Annotated in this window: 21 protein-coding genes; 14 read left to right on the plus strand and 7 right to left on the minus strand. The window is 47.3% G+C overall.

Annotation, left to right across the window (positions count from 1 at the left end; all coding sequences use genetic code 11):
* The first annotated feature begins 252 nt into the window (after nt 1-252).
* A complete protein-coding gene (locus BN1938_RS07320; RefSeq protein ID WP_050639963.1) occupies nt 253-1083 on the plus strand; it encodes an AraC family transcriptional regulator in 831 nt (276 codons plus the stop codon).
* Between the two features lie 2 nt (nt 1084-1085).
* Here the strand turns inward: BN1938_RS07320 and BN1938_RS07325 are convergent, their stop codons facing one another.
* Nucleotides 1086-2486, minus strand: coding sequence for an MATE family efflux transporter (locus tag BN1938_RS07325; RefSeq protein ID WP_050639964.1), 1401 nt, complete (start codon nt 2484-2486; stop codon nt 1086-1088).
* A gap of 98 nt (nt 2487-2584) precedes the next feature.
* On the opposite strand from BN1938_RS07325, the gene BN1938_RS07330 reads away from it, so the two are divergent.
* The 3 genes from BN1938_RS07330 (at nt 2585) to BN1938_RS07340 (ending at nt 5480) form a co-directional block, all read left to right on the plus strand.
* On the plus strand, nt 2585-3319 hold the full coding sequence (locus BN1938_RS07330) for a polysaccharide deacetylase family protein (protein ID WP_082202866.1): 735 nt from the start codon (nt 2585-2587) through the stop codon (nt 3317-3319).
* A gap of 84 nt (nt 3320-3403) precedes the next feature.
* Nucleotides 3404-4129, plus strand: a complete 726-nt coding sequence (locus tag BN1938_RS07335) for a tRNA threonylcarbamoyladenosine dehydratase (RefSeq protein ID WP_050640034.1) — start codon at nt 3404-3406, stop codon at nt 4127-4129.
* A 34-nt stretch (nt 4130-4163) separates the two neighbouring features.
* The gene (locus BN1938_RS07340; protein WP_050640035.1) at nt 4164-5480 is read left to right on the plus strand and encodes a replication-associated recombination protein A; all 1317 of its coding nucleotides are present in this window, start codon (nt 4164-4166) and stop codon (nt 5478-5480) included.
* Here BN1938_RS07340 and BN1938_RS07345 read toward each other — a convergent pair.
* From BN1938_RS07345 to BN1938_RS07355, 3 genes are read right to left on the minus strand one after another with little or no spacing between them, the layout of a single operon-like run.
* A complete protein-coding gene (locus BN1938_RS07345; protein ID WP_050639966.1) occupies nt 5457-5969 on the minus strand; it encodes a DUF4364 family protein in 513 nt (170 codons plus the stop codon). The genes BN1938_RS07340 and BN1938_RS07345 overlap by 24 nt on opposite strands.
* Complete coding sequence (locus BN1938_RS07350) at nt 5962-6888, minus strand: tRNA modification radical SAM protein MnmL/YtqA (RefSeq protein ID WP_330581548.1); 927 nt, start codon at nt 6886-6888, stop codon at nt 5962-5964. The genes BN1938_RS07345 and BN1938_RS07350 overlap by 8 nt, the downstream gene beginning before the upstream one ends.
* Nucleotides 6889-8037: an NAD(P)-dependent malic enzyme gene (locus tag BN1938_RS07355; RefSeq protein WP_050639967.1), complete on the minus strand. Its 1149-nt coding sequence runs from the start codon at nt 8035-8037 to the stop codon at nt 6889-6891. It abuts the gene before it with no gap.
* Nucleotides 8038-9129: 1092 nt separating this feature from the next.
* Here BN1938_RS07355 and rho point away from each other — a divergent pair.
* On the plus strand, nt 9130-10479 hold the full coding sequence (gene rho / locus BN1938_RS07365) for a transcription termination factor Rho (protein WP_050639969.1): 1350 nt from the start codon (nt 9130-9132) through the stop codon (nt 10477-10479).
* 107 nt (nt 10480-10586) lie between these two features.
* Here rho and BN1938_RS07370 read toward each other — a convergent pair whose 3' ends face one another.
* Nucleotides 10587-11369 (minus strand): sulfite exporter TauE/SafE family protein, encoded by a 783-nt coding sequence (locus tag BN1938_RS07370; protein ID WP_242843819.1) that lies wholly within the window; start codon nt 11367-11369, stop codon nt 10587-10589.
* A gap of 195 nt (nt 11370-11564) precedes the next feature.
* On the opposite strand from BN1938_RS07370, the gene rpmE reads away from it, so the two are divergent.
* The 4 genes from rpmE (at nt 11565) to prfA (ending at nt 15043) form a co-directional block, all read left to right on the plus strand.
* Nucleotides 11565-11765, plus strand: coding sequence for a 50S ribosomal protein L31 (rpmE, locus tag BN1938_RS07375; RefSeq protein WP_025657260.1), 201 nt, complete (start codon nt 11565-11567; stop codon nt 11763-11765).
* 212 nt (nt 11766-11977) lie between these two features.
* Nucleotides 11978-13030: a DUF1385 domain-containing protein gene (locus BN1938_RS07380; protein WP_050640038.1), complete on the plus strand. Its 1053-nt coding sequence runs from the start codon at nt 11978-11980 to the stop codon at nt 13028-13030.
* On the plus strand, nt 13027-13941 hold the full coding sequence (gene prmC / locus BN1938_RS07385) for a peptide chain release factor N(5)-glutamine methyltransferase (protein WP_050639970.1): 915 nt from the start codon (nt 13027-13029) through the stop codon (nt 13939-13941). The genes BN1938_RS07380 and prmC overlap by 4 nt, the downstream gene beginning before the upstream one ends.
* 28 nt (nt 13942-13969) lie before the next feature.
* Nucleotides 13970-15043, plus strand: a complete 1074-nt coding sequence (prfA, locus tag BN1938_RS07390) for a peptide chain release factor 1 (RefSeq protein WP_050639971.1) — start codon at nt 13970-13972, stop codon at nt 15041-15043.
* A gap of 116 nt (nt 15044-15159) precedes the next feature.
* Here prfA and BN1938_RS07395 read toward each other — a convergent pair whose 3' ends face one another.
* Complete coding sequence (locus BN1938_RS07395; protein ID WP_050639972.1) at nt 15160-15777, minus strand: VanZ family protein; 618 nt, start codon at nt 15775-15777, stop codon at nt 15160-15162.
* Nucleotides 15778-16121: 344 nt separating this feature from the next.
* On the opposite strand from BN1938_RS07395, the gene BN1938_RS07400 reads away from it, so the two are divergent.
* The 4 genes from BN1938_RS07400 (at nt 16122) to hisC (ending at nt 21432) form a co-directional block, all read left to right on the plus strand.
* Nucleotides 16122-17858: an ABC transporter ATP-binding protein gene (locus BN1938_RS07400; protein WP_050639973.1), complete on the plus strand. Its 1737-nt coding sequence runs from the start codon at nt 16122-16124 to the stop codon at nt 17856-17858.
* 301 nt (nt 17859-18159) lie between these two features.
* Nucleotides 18160-19074: a DUF2156 domain-containing protein gene (locus BN1938_RS07405; protein WP_050639974.1), complete on the plus strand. Its 915-nt coding sequence runs from the start codon at nt 18160-18162 to the stop codon at nt 19072-19074.
* A gap of 92 nt (nt 19075-19166) precedes the next feature.
* Complete coding sequence (locus BN1938_RS07410; RefSeq protein ID WP_050639975.1) at nt 19167-20354, plus strand: pyridoxal phosphate-dependent aminotransferase; 1188 nt, start codon at nt 19167-19169, stop codon at nt 20352-20354.
* Between the two features lie 16 nt (nt 20355-20370).
* The gene (gene hisC / locus BN1938_RS07415; RefSeq protein WP_050639976.1) at nt 20371-21432 is read left to right on the plus strand and encodes a histidinol-phosphate transaminase; all 1062 of its coding nucleotides are present in this window, start codon (nt 20371-20373) and stop codon (nt 21430-21432) included.
* Nucleotides 21433-21512: 80 nt separating this feature from the next.
* Here the strand turns inward: hisC and BN1938_RS07420 are convergent, their stop codons facing one another.
* Nucleotides 21513-21878 (minus strand): helix-turn-helix domain-containing protein, encoded by a 366-nt coding sequence (locus BN1938_RS07420; RefSeq protein WP_050639977.1) that lies wholly within the window; start codon nt 21876-21878, stop codon nt 21513-21515.
* Between the two features lie 249 nt (nt 21879-22127).
* On the opposite strand from BN1938_RS07420, the gene BN1938_RS07425 reads away from it, so the two are divergent.
* Nucleotides 22128-22586, plus strand: a complete 459-nt coding sequence (locus BN1938_RS07425; RefSeq protein ID WP_025657269.1) for a hypothetical protein — start codon at nt 22128-22130, stop codon at nt 22584-22586.
* Nucleotides 22587-22655: the final 69 nt, after the last annotated feature.

Genomic DNA, 22655 nt, shown 5'->3' on the forward strand with positions numbered 1-22655 from the left:
TGTTATACACTTCTCTGGTTGTTACTATTCACGGCCTATGTGCCGTGCAGCAGGGTGCACAGCCTGTGAATAGTAACATCTGCTTCCTTCTTTATCCTGCCCCTATTATAGCGAAAAAGGGCGGGGATGTATATAAAAAATCCGTGCAGATATATGTAATAATGTTGCATGAAAATCGAGAGGTGGATATAATGAAAGAAGGGAAAAACAGTATCAGAAAAAGAAAAAAATCTTAGACGAAAGGGGAGATTGATGTTGGAAGGAACCTATAAGTATTCTTATAAAGCAGATGAAAACCTGCTGACCTCCTTATCGGTCTATAATGTGGGCCATCAGAAGTGCGGGCCGGGTTACCAGTGGGGGCCTGGAGTGCGGAACCACTATTGTATCCACCATATTATCTCGGGAAGCGGGTTCTACAGCGTGAATGGCAGCACCAGCAGGCTGGCGGAGGGCGATACCTTTATCCTGTATCCGGATACGGAGGTCAGATACTATGCGGACCGTGAAGATCCGTGGGAATATGCCTGGGTAGGATTTATGGGGACCGATGCTGCGCCGATTATCCGTGCAACTGATTTCACGAAAGAAAAACCTTTCATAGAGAACGGAGGTCCCCCCAGAAAGATTCTGCAGAGCCAGCTGAGCAGAATCTATGAGGTAAAGGGGAACAGCCATGAAGCGGCTGTAGCCATGACAGGCGCCCTGTATACGCTGCTCTCCACATTTATGCATTATTCGGGCAACAGGGAACCAGCCAGAGATATTCAGCTCTCCTATGTGGAAAAGGCAAAGGCTTATATATCAACCAGTTATTCCTATCCCATCACGGTGGAAGATGTGGCGGCCTATGTGGGGATCAGCAGAAGCCATCTGTACCGCTCATTTCAGGCCTGCCAACAGCAGTCTCCCAAGGAGTATCTGAGCAGTTTCCGCGTAAAACAGGCCTGTCTCCTCTTGAAGGAGACAAGCCTGTCCATTGCTGCAATCGCGTATTCTGTTGGATTTGAGAATAATCTCTATTTTTCAAAAGCATTTAAGAAACAGATGCAGGTCAGCCCCACAGAGTACAGACGAGGCTAGCCCTATCCTGCTGTCAGTTCCTGGTTCAGCTGTGGTTCCGGTGCCTCGAGCGGCTTGATTTTCAGCCGTATAATGCGCCGAAACAGCAGTGTGGTGACCGTAACGGCTACAATCTCTGCAATCGGAATTGCCCACCAGACTCTGGATAGACCAAACACCCTTGCAAACAGATAAGCCACAGGCAGAATTACAAAAAGCTGCCTGATCACGGAGACCACCAGACTGTAAACCCCGTTCCCGAGCGCCTGGAAAACGGAGATGATGATGATGATGTAACCTGCAAAGATAAAACTCAGACTGATGATGCGCAGTGCAGGCACACCGATTCCAAGCATGTTTTCGGAAGCATCGAAAATTTCCAGAAGCTGTACAGGGAAAATCTGGAACACGACCAGCCCCACAAGCATGATCCCCACGGCAATCAGAACGCTCATTTTGATGGTCGCCATAATCCGTTCCCTATTCTTCGCCCCGTAGTTGTATGCTATGATAGGGATCATGCCGTTATTCAGACCGAATATCGGCATGAAGATGAAGCTCTGCAGCTTGAAATATACGCCGAATACGGCTGCGGCAGTGGACGAGAAGATCAAAAGGATCTTATTCATCCCAAATACCATGACGGAACCGATGGACTGCATGATAATCGAGGGAACGCCAACCTTATATATAGTGGCAATGATTGTCTTATTGGGCCGGAAAGTCCTCATATTCAGATCCAGCTCCGTATTCTTTTTACAGTTAAAATAAAGGGACATGCAGACTGCCACCAGCTGTCCGATCACTGTAGCCAGAGCTGCGCCTGCGACCTCCATGCGCGGCAGGCCGAACATTCCGAAGATCAGGATCGGATCCAGGACAATGTTGATAATCGCACCGGTTCCCTGGGTAATCATATTGTAAATCGTCTTGCCGGTGGACTGGAGCAGGCGTTCAAAAGTGATCTGCATGAATATCCCCACAGAGACAACGGTTATAATCAGCATATACTGGGTGCCGTAGCGCACAATGAGCGGATCTTTTGTCTGGACGGTAAAGAAGAAATGGGAGCCGGCCAGGCCGATAACCGCCATGACAATATAGCTGATCATGCCGAGAAAGATTCCGTTTTTAGCGGCAGCGTTTGCCCCTTCAAGATTTTTCTCCCCCAGATTTCTGGACAGAAGGGCGTTGATCCCGACTCCGGTGCCCGCGGATATTGCTATCATCAGATTCTGCACAGGAAACGCAAGGGAGACCGCCGTCAGGGCCTCCTCATTGATCTGCGCTACAAACACGCTGTCAACGACATTGTAGAGCGCCTGTACCAACATAGAAATAATCATTGGCAGGGACATGGTAATTAATAATTTTGGAACGGGCATGACGCCCATTTTATTTTCCGCTTGTGGTGTTTTTTCCATCTTAAATACAACCTCCTCATATGTAGAACGTGTTCATTATAACATCAATAAAATTTAAGTACAATGCATATATATAAAAGAATCGTTAAAAAAGGGTTGTGTGCTGTTTGCGTTTAAAAAGAATGATGCAGGGAGCCGGTTTTGTTTACGTGCTTCTGCTGCTGGGAGCGGTCTGCCCGTCCCTATTTACAATTGGAAACCAGGCGGAAGGGGAGGAGCCGGGAACCGCATATGCCAATGCATCCGCCTATGTGGCGGACTCTATAACAGAAAAGCCCAAAATTGCCATTACATTTGATGACGGGCCAAGCACCGTCTACACGCCCCGGCTTCTGGATGGGCTGAAGGAAAGAGGAGTGAAGGCAACGTTCTTTCTGATCGGGCAGAACATAGAAAAGGAAGGCGGCAGTGAGATCGTGAAGCGTATGTATGAGGAAGGGCACCTGATCGGTAACCATACATATCACCATGTGGAAATTACGAAAGTAAGCAACGATGAAGCCTATCAGGAGCTAATGCTCACCAATGAGGCAATCAAAAACATTACGGGAGAGGAAGTGCAGTTTATGCGCCCTCCGTTCGGCCTGTGGCAGAAGGAGCTGGAAAAGAAGATCCATGTGCTGCCGGTGATGTGGAGCATCGACCCTCTGGACTGGGCTACGGAAAATGTAGATGAAATTGTCAATAAAGTAGTGACGGAAGCGCAGGAAAATGATATTATTCTGTTGCATGACTGTTACGACAGCTCCATAAAAGCGGCGCTGCGCATCATCGATCTGCTTCAGGCAGAGGGATACGAGTTTGTGACCGTAGATGAGCTGATGCTGGACTGACATGCAGAATAAACGTAACCCCAGGGGCAGGATACATGCCCTATAGAGGTAGCCGCAGCAGAGCTGCAGCTTATGGAGGAAAAGATGTTAAATGAATATTCCAGGACGGAATTACTGATTGGAAAAGCTGGGATAGAGCGGTTGAAAGCGGCGTCTGTGATGGTATTCGGCGTGGGGGGCGTGGGCTCACACTGCATTGAAGCGCTTGCGCGCAGCGGTGTCGGCCGCCTGACGCTGATCGACAATGACACCGTCTCCCTGACCAATATCAACCGGCAGTCCATTGCCTATCACAGTACCATCGGAAGATATAAGACAGAGGTTATGAAGGAACGGATCAGGGACATTAACCCGGAGATTTGTGTAAAAACATATGAGATGTTTGTGCTTCCGGATAATCTGGAAGCATTGTTTGAGGAGAGACCGGATTATATAATCGACGCCATAGATACGGTCACTGCCAAGCTGGCGCTGGTGGAACTGGCGCTGAAACTGGATATCCCGGTCATTAGCAGCATGGGGACAGGAAATAAACTGCACCCCGAGATGTTTGAGATCACAGATTTGTCCAAAACAAGCGTGTGTCCGCTGTGCAAGGTGATGAGAAAAGAGCTCAAAGCCCGGGGCATCTATCATCTGAAAGTACTGTATTCCAAAGAGAAACCAATTGATACATCCGAAAGGGATACCGGGGAGGATAAAGGGCAGCGCCGCAGCATACCCGGCAGTATCTCTTTTGTGCCCCCTGTTGCGGGCCTGCTGATTGCGGGGGAAGCCGTGCGGGATATCGTTGAGAAAGGAAAAGCCTGATAGTCTGTTTCAGATTGTCATGCAGTGGAAAAAAATGGATTTATTTGACTATATGAGAGAGACAAATCAAGAGAAGGAAGCGCCGCTGGCATCCAGAATGCGGCCGTCCACGCTGGAAGAAGTAGTGGGGCAGCAGCATATTATCGGAAAGGACAAGCTGCTGTACCGCGCAATCAAGGCGGATAAGCTGGGTTCCCTGATATTTTACGGCCCTCCGGGCACCGGAAAAACAACGCTGGCCAAAGTGATAGCGAATACAACAAGCGCCCAGTTTAAGCAGATCAATGCGACTGTAGCCGGAAAAAAGGATATGGAAGAGGTGATAAAAGAGGCAAAGGAGCTTCTTGGCATGTACCAGAAGAAGACCATCCTCTTCATCGATGAGATCCACCGGTTTAATAAAGGGCAGCAGGACTACCTGCTTCCTTATGTGGAAGACGGAACCATCACGCTGATAGGGGCAACGACGGAGAATCCTTACTTTGAGGTAAACGGCGCTCTGCTTTCAAGGTCCAGTGTGTTTGAGCTGAGATCTTTGGAACGCGGGGATGTAAAGACATTGCTGAAACGCGCCGTTTATGATAAAGAGAAGGGGATGGGAACCTTCAAGGCGGAGATTACGGAGGAGGCGCTGGAGTTTTTGGCCGATGTATCGGGCGGTGATGCAAGAAATGCGCTGAATGCGGTGGAATTGGGCATACTGACTACCGAAAGAGGGGCGGACGGGCTGATCCATATTACGCTGGAAGTGGCCAGCGAGTGCATTCAGAAGCGTGTTGTGCGGTATGACAAGACGGGAGATAACCATTATGATACAAGCTCTGCATTTATAAAAAGCATGAGGGGGTCAGACCCCGATGCTGCCGTTTATTACCTTGCAAAAATGCTGTATGCAGGGGAGGACATTAAGTTCATCGCGCGGCGGATTATGATCTGTGCCTCGGAGGATGTGGGAAATGCAGATCCCATGGCGCTGACGGTTGCGGTGTCCGCAGCACAGGCGGTGGAGCGCATCGGGATGCCAGAGGCGCAGATCATCCTCTCGCAGGCAGTGACCTATGTTGCATCCGCACCGAAAAGCAACTCCGCCACCAATGCCATTTTTTCTGCAACAGAATGTGTCCGGCAGAAGAAGACAACGGTTCCCGCCCATCTGCAGGATGCCCACTATAAAGGTTCACAGAAGCTGGGGCACGGAGTCGGGTACAAATACGCACACGATTATCCGGGGCATTACGTAAAGCAGCAGTACCTTCCGGACGAAATAAAAGACGCCAGATTCTATGAACCGGGCGTCCTTGGATACGAAAAAACGATACGTGAATATTTAGAGAAGCTGAGACAGGAGTGAGGAATAGATCTTCTGGCTCTCCCTTGACCAGTTGCTGGCAATGGTTTCGGCCTCGATCTCCGTCGGGACAGTGATCTTAAGATCAATCAGGCTGAAGCCATTTTCCACGATCTGGCAGCGCACCTCGTATTCATGGTTTGTATTCAGGTAATAGTCTGATTTAATAGCAACTTCTTCTTTTAGGTCATACCTCTTTTCTTTTAAAAACTCATCAATATCGTTCTGTATTGCGGTTGAGATCTTATTCTTGAAGAACTGGATTGTCTCCGCTCCATTTTCTGTCAGGTGGTACAGCGTACGGTTGTGGGTGGTCTCCACCCGGAGTAGCCCGGATTCCACCATCTCCGACAGCGTTTCCTGCAACTTAAAATAAGTAGTATAACCCTTGTCCAGAATGAATTCCGAGATCTGGGATGTGGTCAGCGGAAAATCTACTTTCTCCAGCATGTATAATACGATTAACTTATATAGGGTAAATGTTTCAGTCATAATACTCCTTTCCCTGCCAGATGTCCTGCTCCTTCAGATAACGGTGCAGGGTGTTCAGGACAGTTCTTTTATTGCTGCTCCAAAGCGGGGCAGCCAGAAGACCGCTGGGACCATCGCCGGTCAGACGGTGTATTGCGATCCGGGGATTCAAATGCGAGATACATGTGCCCAATAATTGAATATACTCTATCATCCCGGGGACGTAAAACGGATGCTGTTCATATTCCAGGGCAAGATCCGTTCCTTTTAAAATATGCAGAAGCTGCAGCTTTATGCCCTGTATATCCATGTGGTTCAGATAATCCAGTGTCTCCAGCATCTGCTCCTTGGTCTCGCCGGGCAGATAGAGGATGGTGTGGACGATCACGGCAATGTTCATTCTTCTGAGAGCACCGACTGCACTTTCAAAGACAGGCAGGTCATATCCCCTCCGGATATACGCGGCAGTTGCGGGATGAATTGTCTGAAGCCCCAGTTCCACCCACACTGGTTTGATCCGGTTGATTCTATCTAACAGTTCCAGGACATCAGGGCCCAGACAGTCGGGCCTTGTGGCGATAGAGAGAATACGGACCTCAGGATCCGCGATGGCCTGCATGTACAGCTCTTCCAGACGGCTTACCGGAGCATAGGTATTGGTAAATGCCTGAAAGTATGCGATATAAGAGTGAACCGGACGTTTCCCATTCAGGGCCTGCTTTCCGGCGGCTATCTGCTCTGTGACAGAGCAGGCCCTTGAGCCGGCGAAGTCCCCGGAGCCCTCGGCGCTGCAGAAGATACAGCCTCCGTGCCCTAAAGTGCCGTCCCGGTTCGGGCAGGTCATGCCGCCGTCCAGGGTGATCTTATATACCTTTTCCCCATAGGCCTGCTTCAGGTCATAGTCCATAGAGCGGTAACGCTTTTCCCCCCAGCGCATCATCTATATCAGTTCCTTTACTGCCTTGCTCACCGCCTCGGCTACACGCGGATCGAAAGCTTCCGGCAGGATATTGTTTTCATTTAAGTCTTCCTCCGCAACAAGTCCGGCGATTGCCTTGGCAGTAGCCAGCTTCATATCCTCCGTAATCTGGGACGCGCGCCCCTCCAGGGCGCCCTTAAATATACCCGGAAAAGCCACCACATTATTCACCTGGTTCGGAAAATCGGAACGTCCTGTCCCAACGACTCTTGCACCGGCTTCTTTTGCAAGATCCGGCATGATCTCCGGTACCGGGTTCGCCATTGCAAAAAGAATTGCATCCTTGTTCATAGAGGATACCATCTCTTTTGTCACAATATTAGGTGCAGAGACACCTACAAATATATCTGCACCCTGAAGCGCATCGGCCAGCGTACCTGTCCGCCCTTCCAGATTGGTAACCGCTGCCATCTTTTGCTGCATCCAGTTCAGATCAGGGGAGGCCTTGCTTATCATACCATTGATATCACACATGGTAACATGACGGAAACCATATGTAAGCAAAAGCCTGGTGATAGCAACACCGGCAGATCCCGCACCGTTAATTACCACGCGGCATTCTTCCTTGACCTTTCCGGTGACTTTCAGCGCATTGATAATACCGGCCAGGACAACGATAGCCGTCCCGTGCTGGTCATCATGGAAAACAGGGATATCCAGCAGCTCTTTCAAACGCTCCTCAATCTCGAAGCAGCGCGGGGCCGAGATATCTTCCAGATTAATGCCGCCGAAGGCGGGAGCAATGTTAACTACAGTCTGAATGATCTCTTCGGTATCCTGGGTATCAAGACAGATCGGAACCGCATTGACGCCGCCAAATTCCTTAAAAAGAACGGCCTTCCCCTCCATAACCGGCATCGCAGCCAGGGCGCCGATATTGCCGAGTCCAAGAACCGCACTTCCGTCGGAGACAACTGCAATCGTATTAGACTTTATCGTGTATTTATAGGCATCTTCCGGATCCTCTGCGATTGCCTTACAGGGTTCTGCAACACCAGGAGTATAGGCAATGGCAAGATCCTCGCGGGAGTTCACATGGGCCTTGGCCGTAGTCTCGATCTTCCCCTGCCATTTTTCGTGCATCTGCAATGCTTTTTCACTGTTTGTCATCTTTCTTACCTCGCTGTATCTTCATATTCTTATAGATTCTTGCTATCTGTCCAATATAATAACACTCTTATAAAAGCAACGCAAGGCAGGATTGCTATAGTAACGAGATTTAGTTTCGCTGGCGGATGGGGACGCTCCATGAAGGGATAGCCGCAAGCCCCCGGAAGAACATACCTGTCTTTCAAAACGCGGACACGAACCTAAGTGATTCTAGGCGGGAAACAGCCGCGAAAATGGACACGGGATTTTATATAGCCAGTATGATCTCAGACATAAAAAAGGATATCACCAATCCAATTCCATCCGCAGCCCCCGTTAGTTTCACAACTGGGGAGCGCGTTCTTTTCTGCCGGCCGGATGAAACAGCTTACCGTAAGCCGGGACGGGCTGCAAAAAGCACCTGTCCTGTTGGAAATGCATCCTAGCGAGCCTAGCGGCAGTTAGAGGTAATCTGCAGAATCAGCCGGAAAAAAGCTGCTACCGAAGCAGCTTTTTAGAACACCTGAGCCGCTTAATCACCAGATTAAGCGGTGAATGTGTTCGGTTCCGGCTGATTCTGCAGATTACCTCTTACTGCCGCTTGGCGCAGCGGTCTGTATTTCCAACAGGACAGGTACTTTTTGCAGCCCGTCCCGGCTTACGGTAAGCGTCCCCCCTTTCATCCCCTTCCGAGCCGAAACCCCGCCCCCTAAAAAAACTCTTTCTTTTTGGTGGAAGATGAGGTATAATAGCTACAGATTTAAGATGTAGTCGTACTCTGTGAAATTACCGAGCACGGATAGGAATAGTATATCTTTGAGGATACAGGCAGACGCCTGAATTCGGACAAGTCGTTTCAGACTAAAGGTTCCCGTAAAATTTAACAAGATAAGATGAGGATTTTCCCGCCGCTATAGTCGGTGAGATGAATCATGAAAAACAAGATTAACGACAGTTTTGGCTGGAGAGGAAACGGTTTCTCCCACTGGCATGAGATTAATCTACGCATATGTATTGGCCGTAGACGTACTCTGTGATATTACCGGGCGTGGATTGAAACAAAAGAATACTGTAGAAAAGCCATATATTTATTGAGAAAGGAATTAAAGTATTATGACGAGAGAAAAATATGAATCTCTGCCGCTTGCAACATTAAAAGACCTGGCAAAGGCACGAAAAATGAAGGGTGTGTCAGCTATGAAAAAAAGCGGGTTGATTGACGCTATGCTGGCCCAGGACGAGAAAGAGAAGATGGAAGAAGCAAGGGCAGAAGCCAAGGAAGAAGTAAAAGAAGAATTGAAAGAGAAGAAGGAAGGCACGGATATCGAACAGCTGGACAGCGGCAAGTCAGCCAACGGGATCCTGGAGGTTCTGCCGGACGGATACGGATTTATCAGATGCGAGAACTATCTGCCCGGTGAAAACGATGTATACGTATCCCCCTCACAGATCAGAAGATTTAATCTGAAAACCGGTGATATCATTTCCGGAAATACACGAATTAAAACACAGTCCGAGAAATTCAGCGCCCTTTTGTATGTTTCCACCATCAATGGCATGAGGCCGTCGGAGGCAATGAAGAGAAATAATTTTGAGGACCTGACTCCGATCTTCCCAAATAAGAGGCTCCGCCTGGAGACACCGGGATGTTCAACAGCTATGCGAATCGTTGATCTGCTTTCTCCTATAGGAAAAGGACAGAGAGGTATGATTGTGTCACCGCCGAAGGCCGGTAAGACGACCCTGCTGAAGGAAGTGGCGCTTTCCGTACAAAAGCGTGAGCCGAATATGCATCTTCTGATTCTGCTCATCGATGAGCGCCCGGAGGAAGTAACAGACATCCGCGAGGCGATCGCAGGACCGAATGTAGAAGTCATTTATTCTACATTTGATGAACTTCCGGATCACCATAAAAGGGTTTCCGAGATGGTGATTGAGCGTGCAAAGAGGCTGGTTGAGCATGGCAAGGATGTTATGATCCTGCTGGACAGTATTACAAGGCTTGCCCGTGCATATAATCTGACGGTTCCGCCATCAGGCAGAACACTATCAGGTGGTCTTGACCCGGCAGCGCTTCATATGCCGAAGAGGTTTTTCGGTGCAGCCAGAAATATGAGAGAAGGCGGCAGCCTTACGATCCTGGCTACTGCACTTGTGGAAACAGGGAGTAAGATGGACGATGTGGTATACGAGGAATTCAAGGGAACAGGCAACATGGAACTGGTGCTGGATCGAAAGCTACAGGAAAAGAGAGTATTCCCGGCCATAGATATACCAAAATCAGGAACCAGAAGGGAAGATCTCCTGCTCAGCAGAGAGGAGCAGGATGCAGTCTATATTATCCGCAGGGCAATGAACGGCCTAAAAGCGGAAGAAGCTGTGGACAACCTGCTGAATATGTTCTCACAGACAAAGAGCAATGCAGATCTTGTCCAGGTTGTGATCAAAAAGAAATTTTTGTAGAGCAGCATAAGGCATACACCGGCGCAGACAGCAAATACTGTATCACAGGAATTTACGCAGCGCAGTACTAGGGTGTGCCTGAGCAATATGCCGCCCTACTTCAGGTATTAGTATACATTGAGTACCTTCAGAAGCAATAGGAAGAGTACTAGCAGAATGCTTGGTTTTACGATTTTAGCGCCATTTTTCATGACCATTCCGGCACCCAGGTAGCCCCCGGCCATATTGCACAGTGCGGCTGCGATCCCTACGGGGATCAGCCCCTGGCCGTTTAGCAGAAAGATAATGAGGGATGTGATATTGGTCGTCAGACTAATAACTTTTGCCTGTGCGTTGGCGGTTTTTATACTGAGCTTGGCAAATACGGTAAATGCGATGATCAGAAACGTACCCGTACCCGGCCCATAGAATCCGTCATAGATGCCAATGATAAAAGCTGCAATGACTGCGGTTATGTAAGTTCTTTTGTCCAGCGTAACAGAGTCGTTTCCCTTATCATGAAACAGCTTTTTATTCAGCACCAGGAATGCGGATACAGGCAGTATGCCAATCAGTACATACAGCATGATCTTCTCAGGTACGATCATGGAAATATGTGCACCGATTGAAGAACCTGCAATTGCGGCAATCACGGAAGGGATGGCCAGCCGGAAACTGACAAGCCCGTTTTTTATAAAACGGATCGTGGCAAGTGTGGTTCCACAGGTGGAAGACATCTTATTGGTGGCAACTGCCATATGAGGAGGAAGTCCCGCGATCAGATAGGCGGGCAGAGAGATCAGACCTCCGCCGCCTCCGATCGCATCTACCAGCCCGGCAAGAAAAAGAAATGGACATACGATTAGAAATGTGGAAGCGGAAAGTTCGATAATTGGGGCAGTGATATCCATATGAGCAACTCCTTATGTTATTAATGATAAATCAAACATGGGAATTATATCACAAACCGGATATACAAAAAAGACTTGTCCTATTTTATTTGTATATTCTAAAAAATCGCTTGCAAAACCATAAATCTTATGATACAATAACAAAGCTGTTTAGAGATTATAATTACTATATTTTAAAATAGAGAGGTGAAAATCATGAGAGAAGGAATCCATCCAGAGTACCATCAGGCGACAGTAACTTGCAACTGCGGCAACACATTTGTAACAGGCTCAACAAACAAGAACATTCACGTGGAAATCTGTTCCAAATGCCATCCATTCTACACTGGACAGCAGAAAGCAAATCAGGCTCGCGGACGTGTTGACAAGTTCAACAAGAAATATGGTATTAAATAGGAATGATTTATTGCAGGCTGAGGTGAGATATCTCAGCCTGTTCTTGGGTAAAGGACTGTCTATCACAACTGGTGCACATTGATCAGCAACTTGCACAAGTGATTTCCGGGCAGTTCCTTACAGGTAACTATATATGCAGATTGGATCAGAAGGTCAGCAACTTCAAAGAAGAAGGAACTGACCCTTTTCTGGTACAGAAGACAGGAGGGTGCATGAAGTCATCGAACATAGGCGGACAGGCTGTTTTGGAAGGCATCATGATGAAGAATGGTAATCAGTATGCGGTGGCGGTCAGGAAACCGGATAAAGAGATCGCGGTAGATATACAGGAGTATAAAAGTGTAATCCCGTGTAAGCCGCTAATGAAGATTCCTTTTATACGAGGTATCTTCAATTTTGTTGATTCCCTTGTCCTGGGGATGAAGACACTGATGTTTTCGGCGAGCTTTTTTGAAGAGGAAGATGAGACAGAGGCGGAGCTGACAGAGGAAGCGATTGCAAAGAAGGAGAAGCAGGATAAGCTGTTCATGAATCTGACGGTCGCATTTTCCGTAGTTCTTGCGGTTGCCATATTTATGGTTCTTCCTTATTTTTTAAGTAATATACTGCGGCAGCACATTGCGTCCAGAGGGGTAATTACCATTCTGGAAGGTGTGATCCGCCTGGCTATTTTTCTGGGATATATTCTGCTTGTCTCCAAGATGGAAGATATCCAGAGAACATTTATGTATCACGGGGCGGAGCACAAATGCATCAATTGTATTGAACATGGACTTATCCTGAATACAGAAAACGTAAGAAAAAGCTCCAAACAGCATAAACGCTGCGGTACAAGTTTTCTGTTCTTTGTCATGATCGTGAGTATTATATTCTGCTTCTTTATTACAGCAGAGTCGCAGGTTATGAGGGTTGTGCTGCGTATCGCGCTTCTCCCGCTGATCGCAGGGGTATCATATGAGATTATCAAACTGGCCGGAAACAGTGATAATTATTTCATTAACCTGCTGAGCAAGCCGGGAATGTGGGTGCAGAATCTGACCACGAAAGAGCCGGATGACAGCATGATTGAAGTGGCTATCTGTGCAGTGGAAGCCGTATTTGACTGGAAGGCATATTTGGCGGAGAATTTCGGTATCGAGCTGCCAGCAGGCACATCAGTTGAGAAGACACCGGATCAGGAAATGAAAACCGCTGCAGCATCCGGGCAGACGGCCGGACAATATGGTATGACGGGCCATGCCGCAGCCGAGGGGCAGCAGCTATGACACTGCGTGAAGCGTTTCAAAGGGGAGAAGAGCTGTTAACAGAGGCCGGAATCACAGATGCCCGCCTGGATGCATGGTATCTTCTGGAACATGTGAGTGGTGTCGGCAGGGCCATGTATTATGCCATGCCGGATAAAATTCTGACAGAGGTACAGGAAAAGCAGTATATAGATTTTATAGAAAAAAGGGCGCAGAGGATCCCCCTGCAGCATCTGACCGGAACGCAGGAATTTATGGGCCTGGAATTCCGGGTGAATGAACATGTGCTGATTCCGAGACAGGATACAGAAACGTTAGTTGAGGAATCCATCCGGTTTATACGCAAATATAAAGAAAATTCTTGCGGTGTGTCTGCCGGGATTACCGGGAGCAGCCGAAGGGAGAACGAAAAAGCATTTCGACTGCTTGATATGTGCACTGGTTCCGGATGTATCCTGCTGAGTATTCTGCATGAGATAAGAAAAGAAAAAAAGCTGCTGATAGAAGGAACAGGGGCGGATGTTTCGGAGAAAGCGTTGGAGACAGCCCGGGAGAATGCGGAGTCGCTTCATATCCGCGCAGATTTCCTGCACAGCGACCTCTTTGACAGGGTGGAGGGAAACTTTCAGATGATCGTGTCCAATCCTCCCTATATCAGAACCGATGTGATAGAGACTCTGCAGGAAGAAGTGAGGCAGCATGACCCTCTTCTGGCGCTAGACGGCAAAGAGGACGGTCTGTATTTTTACAGAGAGATTGTGGACACGGCAAGGCGCTTTCTCGTAAGCGGCGGATGTCTGCTGTTTGAGATCGGGGCCGATCAGGGTGAGGCCGTGCAATCCATGATGTGTGAAGCGGGGTATACCCATGTTGCCGTAAAAAAGGATCTGGCAGGACTTGACCGGGTCGTTTCGGGCGTGTATGATGAATGAAGTGAGTTGTGAGAAAGGATAGAGAAATATGTTTGACAGATTAGAAGATTTGCTGATCCGCTACGAGGAAGTAATGGGAGAACTGCAGGAGCCGGATGTGGCCAATGATCCGGAACGATTTCGGAAACTGATGAAAGAGCAGAGTGACCTGACTCCGATCGTAGAGGCATACAAAGAGTATAAGCAGTGTAAGCAGAATATAGAGGACAGCCTGGTCATGCTGGATGAAGAATCTGATGAGGAGATGCGGGAGCTCGCAAAAGAAGAACTCAACGATTCGAAAGCCCGTGTTGAAGAGCTCGAACAGGAGCTGAAGATTCTGCTGCTGCCGAAGGATCCCAATGACGAGAAGAACGTAATCGTAGAGATTCGTGCAGGAGCCGGCGGAGATGAGGCTGCGCTGTTTGCGGCAGAGATCTATCGCATGTATGTTCATTATGCGGAAGGACGCCGCTGGAGGGTGGAGATGATTTCCCTGAATGAAAACGGAATCGGCGGCTTCAAGGAGTGTGTGTTTATGATCAGCGGGCAGGGCGCTTACTCCCGTTTGAAATATGAGAGCGGCGTACACCGTGTACAGCGTGTGCCGGAGACAGAGAGCGGCGGCAGAATCCACACCTCCACAATTACGGTTGCCATTATGCCGGAGGCCGAGGAAGTGGACGTTGTCATCGAGGAGAAGGATATCCGAATCGACGTTATGCGTGCGTCTGGAAACGGCGGACAGTGCGTCAACACAACGGACTCCGCTGTGCGTCTGACCCATTATCCAACGGGGATTGTGATTTACAGCCAGACCGAAAAGTCACAGCTGCAGAACAAGGAAAAGGCGTTCCGCCTGCTTCGCTCCAAGCTGTATGATTTGGAACTGGAAAGGCAGCAGGCGTCCGAAGCTGAGGCGAGAAGAAGCCAGGTCGGAACCGGGGACCGTTCTGAGAAGATCAGAACCTACAACTTCCCCCAGGGACGGGTTACGGATCACAGAATTAAGCTGACGCTGCACAAATTGGATACGATTTTAAACGGGGATCTGGATGAAATTATAGACAGTCTGACCGCTGCAGACCAGGCAGCAAAACTGGCTAATATGAATGATAACTAAACATGATTAATAAGAGTCCGGCATCAGCGGTTTAAGCTGATGCCGGACTCTTATAGTTGGGTGCCGTCAGAACATCTTAGTACGGATTGACAAAAGTTTCTTATGTGTATGGTCTCTTACATATACAACTTATATACCATCCACCTCCAGTTGCACAGGAAGAACACGGCAAGTACGCTCAGCACCATGTAAACCGCAGGTTCGTGGAGGGAGAGTGCGAGCTCTTTCCTCGTGCCGGTCCGGGGAAACAGGCGCCGGTATATGATCCAGATACAATAGCCGGCCAGTGCGCCGAAGGTGTTCATGATCAGGTCATTCATATCGGTAACCCTGTTGTTGAATAACTGGCAGATTTCGATGGAAAGAGAATAGCCGGCTCCGGCCAGAAGGACTCTGGGGAGTGTACGGTAATTGGTCCAGAGCAGCGGCAGGAGAAATCCAAGCGGCATGAACATAATGACATTCAGAATCTGTGAAAACTCCAGCCCATCGTTAAATGGAACCAGGTTGATCTTGTCCAGTGAAAGGATACTGTCGTATTTGCCGATGTCCCATATGGTTCCGATCCCCGTTGTGTCCAGTACCATATGCAGGTAGAACAGAAACAGGAATACCCAGATAAAATGAGCCTTAGTCAGGTGGTTTCCGGGCTTGCGAGCCAGGATAAACATATAGATAAGACAGGGCAGCAGCACACACAAAATAGGATAGAGTGTAATAATAATATCAGCCATAGCAGTTTCCTCCTTGATGCTTGTACATTGAATAATAATCAACTTACTGTTATATTGACCTAAATTTTTGATGCATTAGTTTGTAACGGTTCAGACAGGCCTGCCTGATGTATTACGTTAGTTTCATTATTTCAGCCTCTTCTTAAAATACTTTGGGGATTTTATTAAGATTTTATGATTTAGGAAATTCCTGTATCCCAAAAGGCCTGAGGACATATGTACTGCGGAAGCAGGGCCGTCTAGCAGTATTGAGGCAGGGATATATAAAGGAAGGGTTTGCAGATACAACGAAACAGGAGTAATATGATTAACATACGAATTGTTATAATGAGAGAGGTAAGATCATGAAAGAAAAACTGAAGAGATTATTTTCCTATTATAGGCCCTACAAAGGGCTGTTTTACAGCGACATGTTTTTTGCCATACTTGGAGCGGCTGTGACCCTGGTCATTCCGATGATTGTCCGGTATATTACAAACGACGTTATTTATTTTGACAGGGCCGATGCGAGACATGCAATTCTTATTCTGGGTGCCGTGATGCTGGCGCTTGTGGCACTGGAAGTCTTCTGCAATTTTTATATAGCGTACTTCGGACATACGATGGGCGCAAAGATGGAAGCCGATATGCGCAGCGATATATTCGGCCATTATCAGAAGCTGACATTTGCGTTTTATGATAATCAGAAGGTCGGCCACCTGCTCTCCAGAATTACGAGCGACCTGTTCGATATCAGCGAGCTCCTTCACCACGGACCGGAGGATCTTGTCATATCTATTATTAAAATAATCGGTTCCTTTGTGATTCTGCTGACTGTTAATGTAAAACTGGCGTTGATTGCTTTTATTTTTATTCCGGTTATGGCGATATTCGCCTTTTATTTTAATGGTAAAATGAAGACTGCGTTCAAAAGAAACAGAGAGAAGATTGCGGACATCAACAGCCAGATTGAGGACAGCCTATCTGGTATCCGCGTTGTAAAATCATTTGCTAATGAAAATGTGGAAATGAAAAAATTCAACGCAGGGAATGAGAATTTTGTGGCGGCAAAGAAGCTGAGCTATAAATACATGGGGATTTATAATTCCGGGCTTGGGGCTATGAGCACACTGATTACTGTTGTCGTACTGCTGGCTGGCGTGAGTCTGATGCTCAACGGATCGATTGTCGTGACGGATCTGATTACATTTCTGCTTTATATTAATAACTTTACGGAACCAGTAAGGAAACTGGTGAACTTTACCGAGCAGTTCCAGAACGGCTATTCCGGCTTCGAGAGATTTCTGGAAATACTGTCTATAGCGCCTGATATTGCTGATGAGCCTGATGCGGTTTCTTTGAAAGAGGTAAAAGGCGCCATTGAGTTTAAAAAAGTATCCTTTTACTATGAAAATGAGAGTGAGAAAGTCCTGGACAATCTGGACCTCAAAGTGGAGGCCGGCGACTATATTGCACTGGTAGGGCCGTCGGGAGTGGGCAAGACAACGCTTTGCAGCCTGATCCCCCGTTTCTACGAAGTATCTGAGGGTGGGATCTTTCTGGATGGGACGGACATCAGGCATATCAAACTGGAAGAACTGCGCAGTCATATTGGAATCGTACAGCAGGATGTGTATCTGTTTTCGGGCAGTGTTATGGATAATATCCGTTATGGAAGACCCGGGGCCACAGACGAAGACGTGGTCCGCGCGGCAAAAAATGCCAATGCCCATGAGTTTATCATGAGTTTCCCAGATGGTTACGATACAGATATCGGACAGCGGGGCGTAAAACTGTCAGGAGGGCAAAAACAGCGCCTTTCCATTGCCAGGGTCTTTCTTAGGAATCCTGAAGTGCTGATCTTTGACGAGGCAACATCCGCGCTCGACAACGAAAGTGAAAAAGTAGTACAGCAGTCAATGGAGAACCTGGCAAAAAACAGAACCACCTTTGTGATTGCGCACAGACTGTCTACGATACGCAATGCACAGCGTATCCTGGTCATGACGGATCATGGGATTGCAGAGGAAGGGACACATGAAGAATTGCTGAGAAAACGGGGGATATATGCGGGGCTGTACCAAATGCAGTTCGGGGATTAGGGGACCAGCTTTAGGTTCGTCAACGGACGGGGACGCTCCATAAAGGGAAGGCGTACGGTATTGGAGCGGCTATTATAGTCTCGGGCATATTCGGATCCATTCCTTCCCTGGCATCCCTGTCATTAAGCGACTCCGTCCGTACCGAGGCTAAAGCTCGTCGCGCACCCCATTTTTTTAATTATCCATGCTTTTATTGTCAGTTAAAGAAAAAATGTGGTATACTATCAAAGTATTATTTGTCTGTGAGACAAGTTTATACAAAAAGTTATTAGAAATTACATTCAGAAAGAGAAGGTTAGGAATGGACGATATAAACTTTAAACGGCCGGAGCTGGAGGACAGGGAGATAATTACTTCTTATTTCAATAAGGCGCCTAGCAGAAGCTGCGAAAGAACATTCAGTAACGTGTACCTCTGGTCCAGACATTACCATGTAAAGTATGCTGTTATAGAGGATGCCCTGATATTTCAGGACGATGAATTTGATCTTGCGTTTGCTTATCCGGCGGGAGAGCCGCAGTGCGTTAAAAATGCACTGGAGTTTCTTATGAACTACAGCGAGGAGAAGGGATATCCGTTTAAACTATATAATGTGACGGAAGAAAATTTTGCGCAGTTGGATGGCTGGTATCCCGGAGAATACCAAATTCATTATGATCGGGATCAGGCGGATTATGTGTACGAGTCGGAAAAGCTGGCGACGCTGGCAGGTAAGAAGCTGCACAGTAAACGAAACCATATCAATAAGTTTAAAACTGCGAATCCGGACTGGAGCTATGAGACGCTGGATAACAGTAACCAGGAAGAGTGTTTCCAGATGGCATTGAAATGGCGTAACCAGAATGGGTGTGAGGAGGATTCGGATAAGAATGCGGAGATGTGCGTGACATTGAATTCGCTGCGTTTGTTCAAGGAACTTGGGCAGAGGGGCGGTGTTCTCAGGGTGAACGGAGAGATTGCCGCATTTACGATTGGCGAACCTGTATGCGGGGATACATTCGTTGTTCATATAGAAAAGGCATTTGCTGATATTGACGGTGCATATCCGATGATTAACCAGCAGTTTGTGCAGCATGAATGCATGGATTATAAATATGTGAACCGCGAGGAGGATACGGGGGCGGAAGGGCTGAGGAAGGCAAAGCTTTCGTACAGGCCGGCCTTTCTGGTAGAAAAAGGGGTTGTTACGAAAAAGACGGCCCGCGGTACCGAATAGCAAATCCAGTTCTGCGGCCATGCTGCAGAACTGGATGTAAGGGTAACCCCGGATGTCCATATATCAAATAAATCAGAAATGGAGAGAGGAAAATGATTTCAAAAAAAATGGAAACTATGGTCGCGAACAGTTCTGCGATCCGTGCAATGTTTGAAGAAGGCAACCGTCTGGCGGGGATTTACGGAGCGGAGAATGTATATGATTTCAGTCTGGGTAATCCCAATGTTCCCGCGCCGGAGGCGGTAAAGGACGCGATCCGCGAGTTGCTTGATGAGGAAAATCCCGTTGTGCTTCATGGATATACAAACAGTAACGCGGGCTACGAGGATGTAAGGCAGGCCATTGCAGAATCTTTAAATAAAAGATTCGGTACATATTTTGAATCTAAGAATATTACGATGACGGTTGGCGCGGCAGGCGGCCTGAATGTCATTCTCAAATCGCTTCTGAACCCCGGAGACGAGGTCATTGCGTTCGCCCCTTATTTCGGCGAATACAGGAGTTATACCAATAATTATGACGGAGTGCTTGTGGAGATTTCTCCGGATACCTCCACATTCCAGCCAAAACTGGATGAATTCGAGGCCAAAATCACGCCGAAGACAAAGGCTGTCATTGTAAATACTCCGAACAACCCGACCGGCGTTGTCTATTCGGAAGATACCATTCGTAAGATGGCCGCTGTCATGGAGGAAAAGCAGAAAGAATATGGGACGGAGATTTATCTGATTTCCGATGAGCCATATAGAGAACTTGCATATGACGGAGTAGAAGTTCCTTATCTTACGAAGTATTATGCCAATACGGTTGTAGGATATTCCTACAGCAAATCCCTCTCCCTTCCAGGGGAGCGTATCGGTTATCTGGTAATTCCGGATGAGGCGGCTGACAGTGAAAAGCTGATCGGCGCAGCGAATGTGGCGACCAGAATTCTGGGCTTTGTAAATGCGCCCACCCTGCAGCAGAAGGTGGTTAAAAAATGTCTGAACGAAAAGACAGATATTTCTTATTACAATAGAAACAGAGAAACACTATATAACGGTTTAAAAGAATTAGGCTTTGAATGTATCAAACCGGAAGGCGCTTTTTATCTGTTTGTAAAATCACCGGTTGCAGATGAAAAAGAATTCTGTGCCGCAGCGAAAAAGTACAATATTTTGATCGTGCCCGGCTCCTCCTTCGCATGTCCTGGCTATGTCAGGCTGGCATATTGTGTATCCTATGAGACAATCGTGAATTCCCTGCCTAAATTTGCGGAACTGGCGGCAGAATACAGATAGGACAGGAGCAGCGAAAATGGAACCAAATGCAAAGTTGTTAGAAAATATACGTAAAGTAGAGCCTTATGTTCCCGGTGAACAGCCACAGGAAAAGGTAATCAAGCTTAATACAAATGAAAATCCCTATCCTCCGGCGCCCGGAGTGCTTGAAGCCTTAAAGCATCTGGATACAGACCGCCTGCGCCTTTATCCGGATCCGGCCTCGGGCACACTTGTGGAGGCGCTGGCAGCGTATTACGGTGTTAGCAGTGAACAGGTATTTGTTGGAGTTGGCTCTGATGATGTACTGTCAATGTGCTTTTTGACATTTTTCAATTCAAAAAAGCCGATTTTGTTTCCGGATATTACATATTCCTTTTATAAAGTATGGGCTGAGCTTTATCACATTCCATATGAGTGCCCGAAACTGGATAAAGATTTTCGTATCCGAAGGGAAGATTATTATAAAGAAAACGGGGGGATTATATTTCCCAATCCAAATGCTCCCACGGCCGTTTATGAGAACCTGGAGTTTGTTGAGGATATCTTAAAGCATAATCAGGATGTGATTGTGATCGTAGATGAAGCGTACATTGATTTTGCGGGAAGATCTGCGCTGGAACTTTTGGACAGGTACGAGAACCTGATCGTAGTGCAGACATTTTCAAAAGCGAGGTCTATGGCGGGGATGCGAATCGGATATGCCATCAGCAGCCCTGCTTTGATCAAATACCTGAATGATGTGAAGTATTCATTCAACTCTTATACCATGAATCTTCCGTCGCTTGTATGCGGGGCAGAAGCGGTAAAAGATAAAGTGTATTTTGATATGACAACAGCCAGTATCATAGAAACCAGAGAGTGGGCAAAGAAAGAACTGAGCAGTCTGGGCTTTCAGTTTCCCGATGCAAAAGCTAATTTTATATTTGCAGCTCACCCGGATTATGATGCGAAGAAACTGTTTGCTGCTCTGAAAAAAGAAAATATTTATGTAAGGTACTGGGGCAGCGAACGGATCGAGCAGTATCTGCGAATCACAGTAGGAACCAGAGAAGAGATGGAAGCACTTTTCACATTTCTGAAAAGCTATATGAGATAAATAGAAAACCGGAAGTCAGAATGTGTATTGAGACAGGAAACAGAGCTGTCAGAAATACATATTTTGACTTCCGGTTTGGTTTAGGATCCAGCTTCCATCCGTCCTTTTCCCTCATTTTGTTCTTTCAGCATCAGCAGATGCAGATATTCTTCCAGTTTCCGTTGGGATTCTGCGGAAAGATGAAGATAAGAGATCAGGATTTCACGCCCTTTTTCGGGAGAAGTACTGGTGGTTGTGATAAGTCCAAGTTTCGAACCCGTAAGCAGATAATCGGCCGATACACCGAAGTATGCGGCGATGCGCAGCAGACGTTCATAATCCGGCTGTTTGCCCTTCGTCTCATAGCCTGCGATTGTCGAGCGCGTCACCTTCAGATAATCAGCCAGTTCCTTCTGTGTGACATGGTTTTGTTCCCTTAGTAATTTCAATGTAGATGCAAACTTCATGATGGCACCTCCCAGAATATGGTATATTTTACCAGCTTGTTACAATTTATAGACAAATTGTGTCAAAAATCAACATAAGAAAAATAAAAGTGTCGATATGACACGTATTGATTCCTTGTTACTGTGCGCACCCGCAGGGTGTGAATAGTAACGATTTCTTACTGCTCAAATGCTGCAAAAGTGATACCCGTTGACACAGACCGGTAAAATTCGTATAATGAAATTGAGAAAAAGAAGGGAAGTATATGCATGATCGCAAAGAATAACGAAGAAAAAAGAAACCGGATCTGGAGGGCTGTAATGGCTGTTACAACTGTGCTGATCATCATCATAGCAGCCTTTTTCGTGATAAAGCTTTTTACTGCCAATCCAGTGGAAGGCAAGTGGAGCCATGAGGACAGCGGCCTGGTTATGTCGATCAGGGGGAATGGGACCGCAGTACTTGAATGGCCGGAAGAGTTCGAGAGCGAAGGCGTCTCTGTTGAGATGAGGTATAGTGTAGACAAAGATACAAAGACATTTACGCTGCGGTCGGATGACGAGGCGGTACAAAAGGCAGCGGATGCGTCGGACGGAACTGCTACAGCAGAAGGATTAAGTTCGGCAGTGAATTCGCTGGAGGGAACGTATGACTACAATATTGAAAAAAGTACGCTGACACTGACCGACAGAGAGTATGGAGATCAGATGATATTTGATAAAAAGTAACCGGAAAACAGGGAATTCACTCCCTGTTTTTCTACGATAAGACGGTGTGTGCAGAAAGGATAATTACGA

The sequence above is a fragment of the Eubacterium sp. SB2 genome (assembly GCF_001244405.1).
Classification (GTDB): Bacteria; Bacillota; Clostridia; order Lachnospirales; family Lachnospiraceae; genus Faecalicatena; species Faecalicatena contortus_B.

Excerpts from the sequence above, each read along its gene's own strand:
- BN1938_RS07405 (WP_050639974.1), top strand. The coding sequence starts at position 18,160 with ATGGACGATATAAACTTTAAACGGCCGGAGCTGGAGGACAGGGAGATA.
- prmC (WP_050639970.1), top strand. The coding sequence starts at position 13,027 with ATGACACTGCGTGAAGCGTTTCAAAGGGGAGAAGAGCTGTTAACAGAG.
- prfA (WP_050639971.1), top strand. The coding sequence starts at position 13,970 with ATGTTTGACAGATTAGAAGATTTGCTGATCCGCTACGAGGAAGTAATG.
- BN1938_RS07380 (WP_050640038.1), top strand. The coding sequence starts at position 11,978 with ATGAAGTCATCGAACATAGGCGGACAGGCTGTTTTGGAAGGCATCATG.
- BN1938_RS07350 (WP_330581548.1), bottom strand. The coding sequence starts at position 6,888 with ATGATGCGCTGGGGGGAAAAGCGTTACCGCTCTATGGACTATGACCTG.
- BN1938_RS07425 (WP_025657269.1), top strand. The coding sequence starts at position 22,128 with ATGATCGCAAAGAATAACGAAGAAAAAAGAAACCGGATCTGGAGGGCT.
- BN1938_RS07400 (WP_050639973.1), top strand. The coding sequence starts at position 16,122 with ATGAAAGAAAAACTGAAGAGATTATTTTCCTATTATAGGCCCTACAAA.
- BN1938_RS07320 (WP_050639963.1), top strand. The coding sequence starts at position 253 with ATGTTGGAAGGAACCTATAAGTATTCTTATAAAGCAGATGAAAACCTG.
- BN1938_RS07335 (WP_050640034.1), top strand. The coding sequence starts at position 3,404 with ATGTTAAATGAATATTCCAGGACGGAATTACTGATTGGAAAAGCTGGG.
- BN1938_RS07420 (WP_050639977.1), bottom strand. The coding sequence starts at position 21,878 with ATGAAGTTTGCATCTACATTGAAATTACTAAGGGAACAAAACCATGTC.
- BN1938_RS07340 (WP_050640035.1), top strand. The coding sequence starts at position 4,164 with ATGGATTTATTTGACTATATGAGAGAGACAAATCAAGAGAAGGAAGCG.
- BN1938_RS07395 (WP_050639972.1), bottom strand. The coding sequence starts at position 15,777 with ATGGCTGATATTATTATTACACTCTATCCTATTTTGTGTGTGCTGCTG.
- BN1938_RS07370 (WP_242843819.1), bottom strand. The coding sequence starts at position 11,369 with ATGGATATCACTGCCCCAATTATCGAACTTTCCGCTTCCACATTTCTA.
- rho (WP_050639969.1), top strand. The coding sequence starts at position 9,130 with ATGACGAGAGAAAAATATGAATCTCTGCCGCTTGCAACATTAAAAGAC.
- BN1938_RS07325 (WP_050639964.1), bottom strand. The coding sequence starts at position 2,486 with ATGGAAAAAACACCACAAGCGGAAAATAAAATGGGCGTCATGCCCGTT.
- BN1938_RS07355 (WP_050639967.1), bottom strand. The coding sequence starts at position 8,037 with ATGACAAACAGTGAAAAAGCATTGCAGATGCACGAAAAATGGCAGGGG.
- BN1938_RS07345 (WP_050639966.1), bottom strand. The coding sequence starts at position 5,969 with ATGACTGAAACATTTACCCTATATAAGTTAATCGTATTATACATGCTG.
- hisC (WP_050639976.1), top strand. The coding sequence starts at position 20,371 with ATGGAACCAAATGCAAAGTTGTTAGAAAATATACGTAAAGTAGAGCCT.
- rpmE (WP_025657260.1), top strand. The coding sequence starts at position 11,565 with ATGAGAGAAGGAATCCATCCAGAGTACCATCAGGCGACAGTAACTTGC.
- BN1938_RS07410 (WP_050639975.1), top strand. The coding sequence starts at position 19,167 with ATGATTTCAAAAAAAATGGAAACTATGGTCGCGAACAGTTCTGCGATC.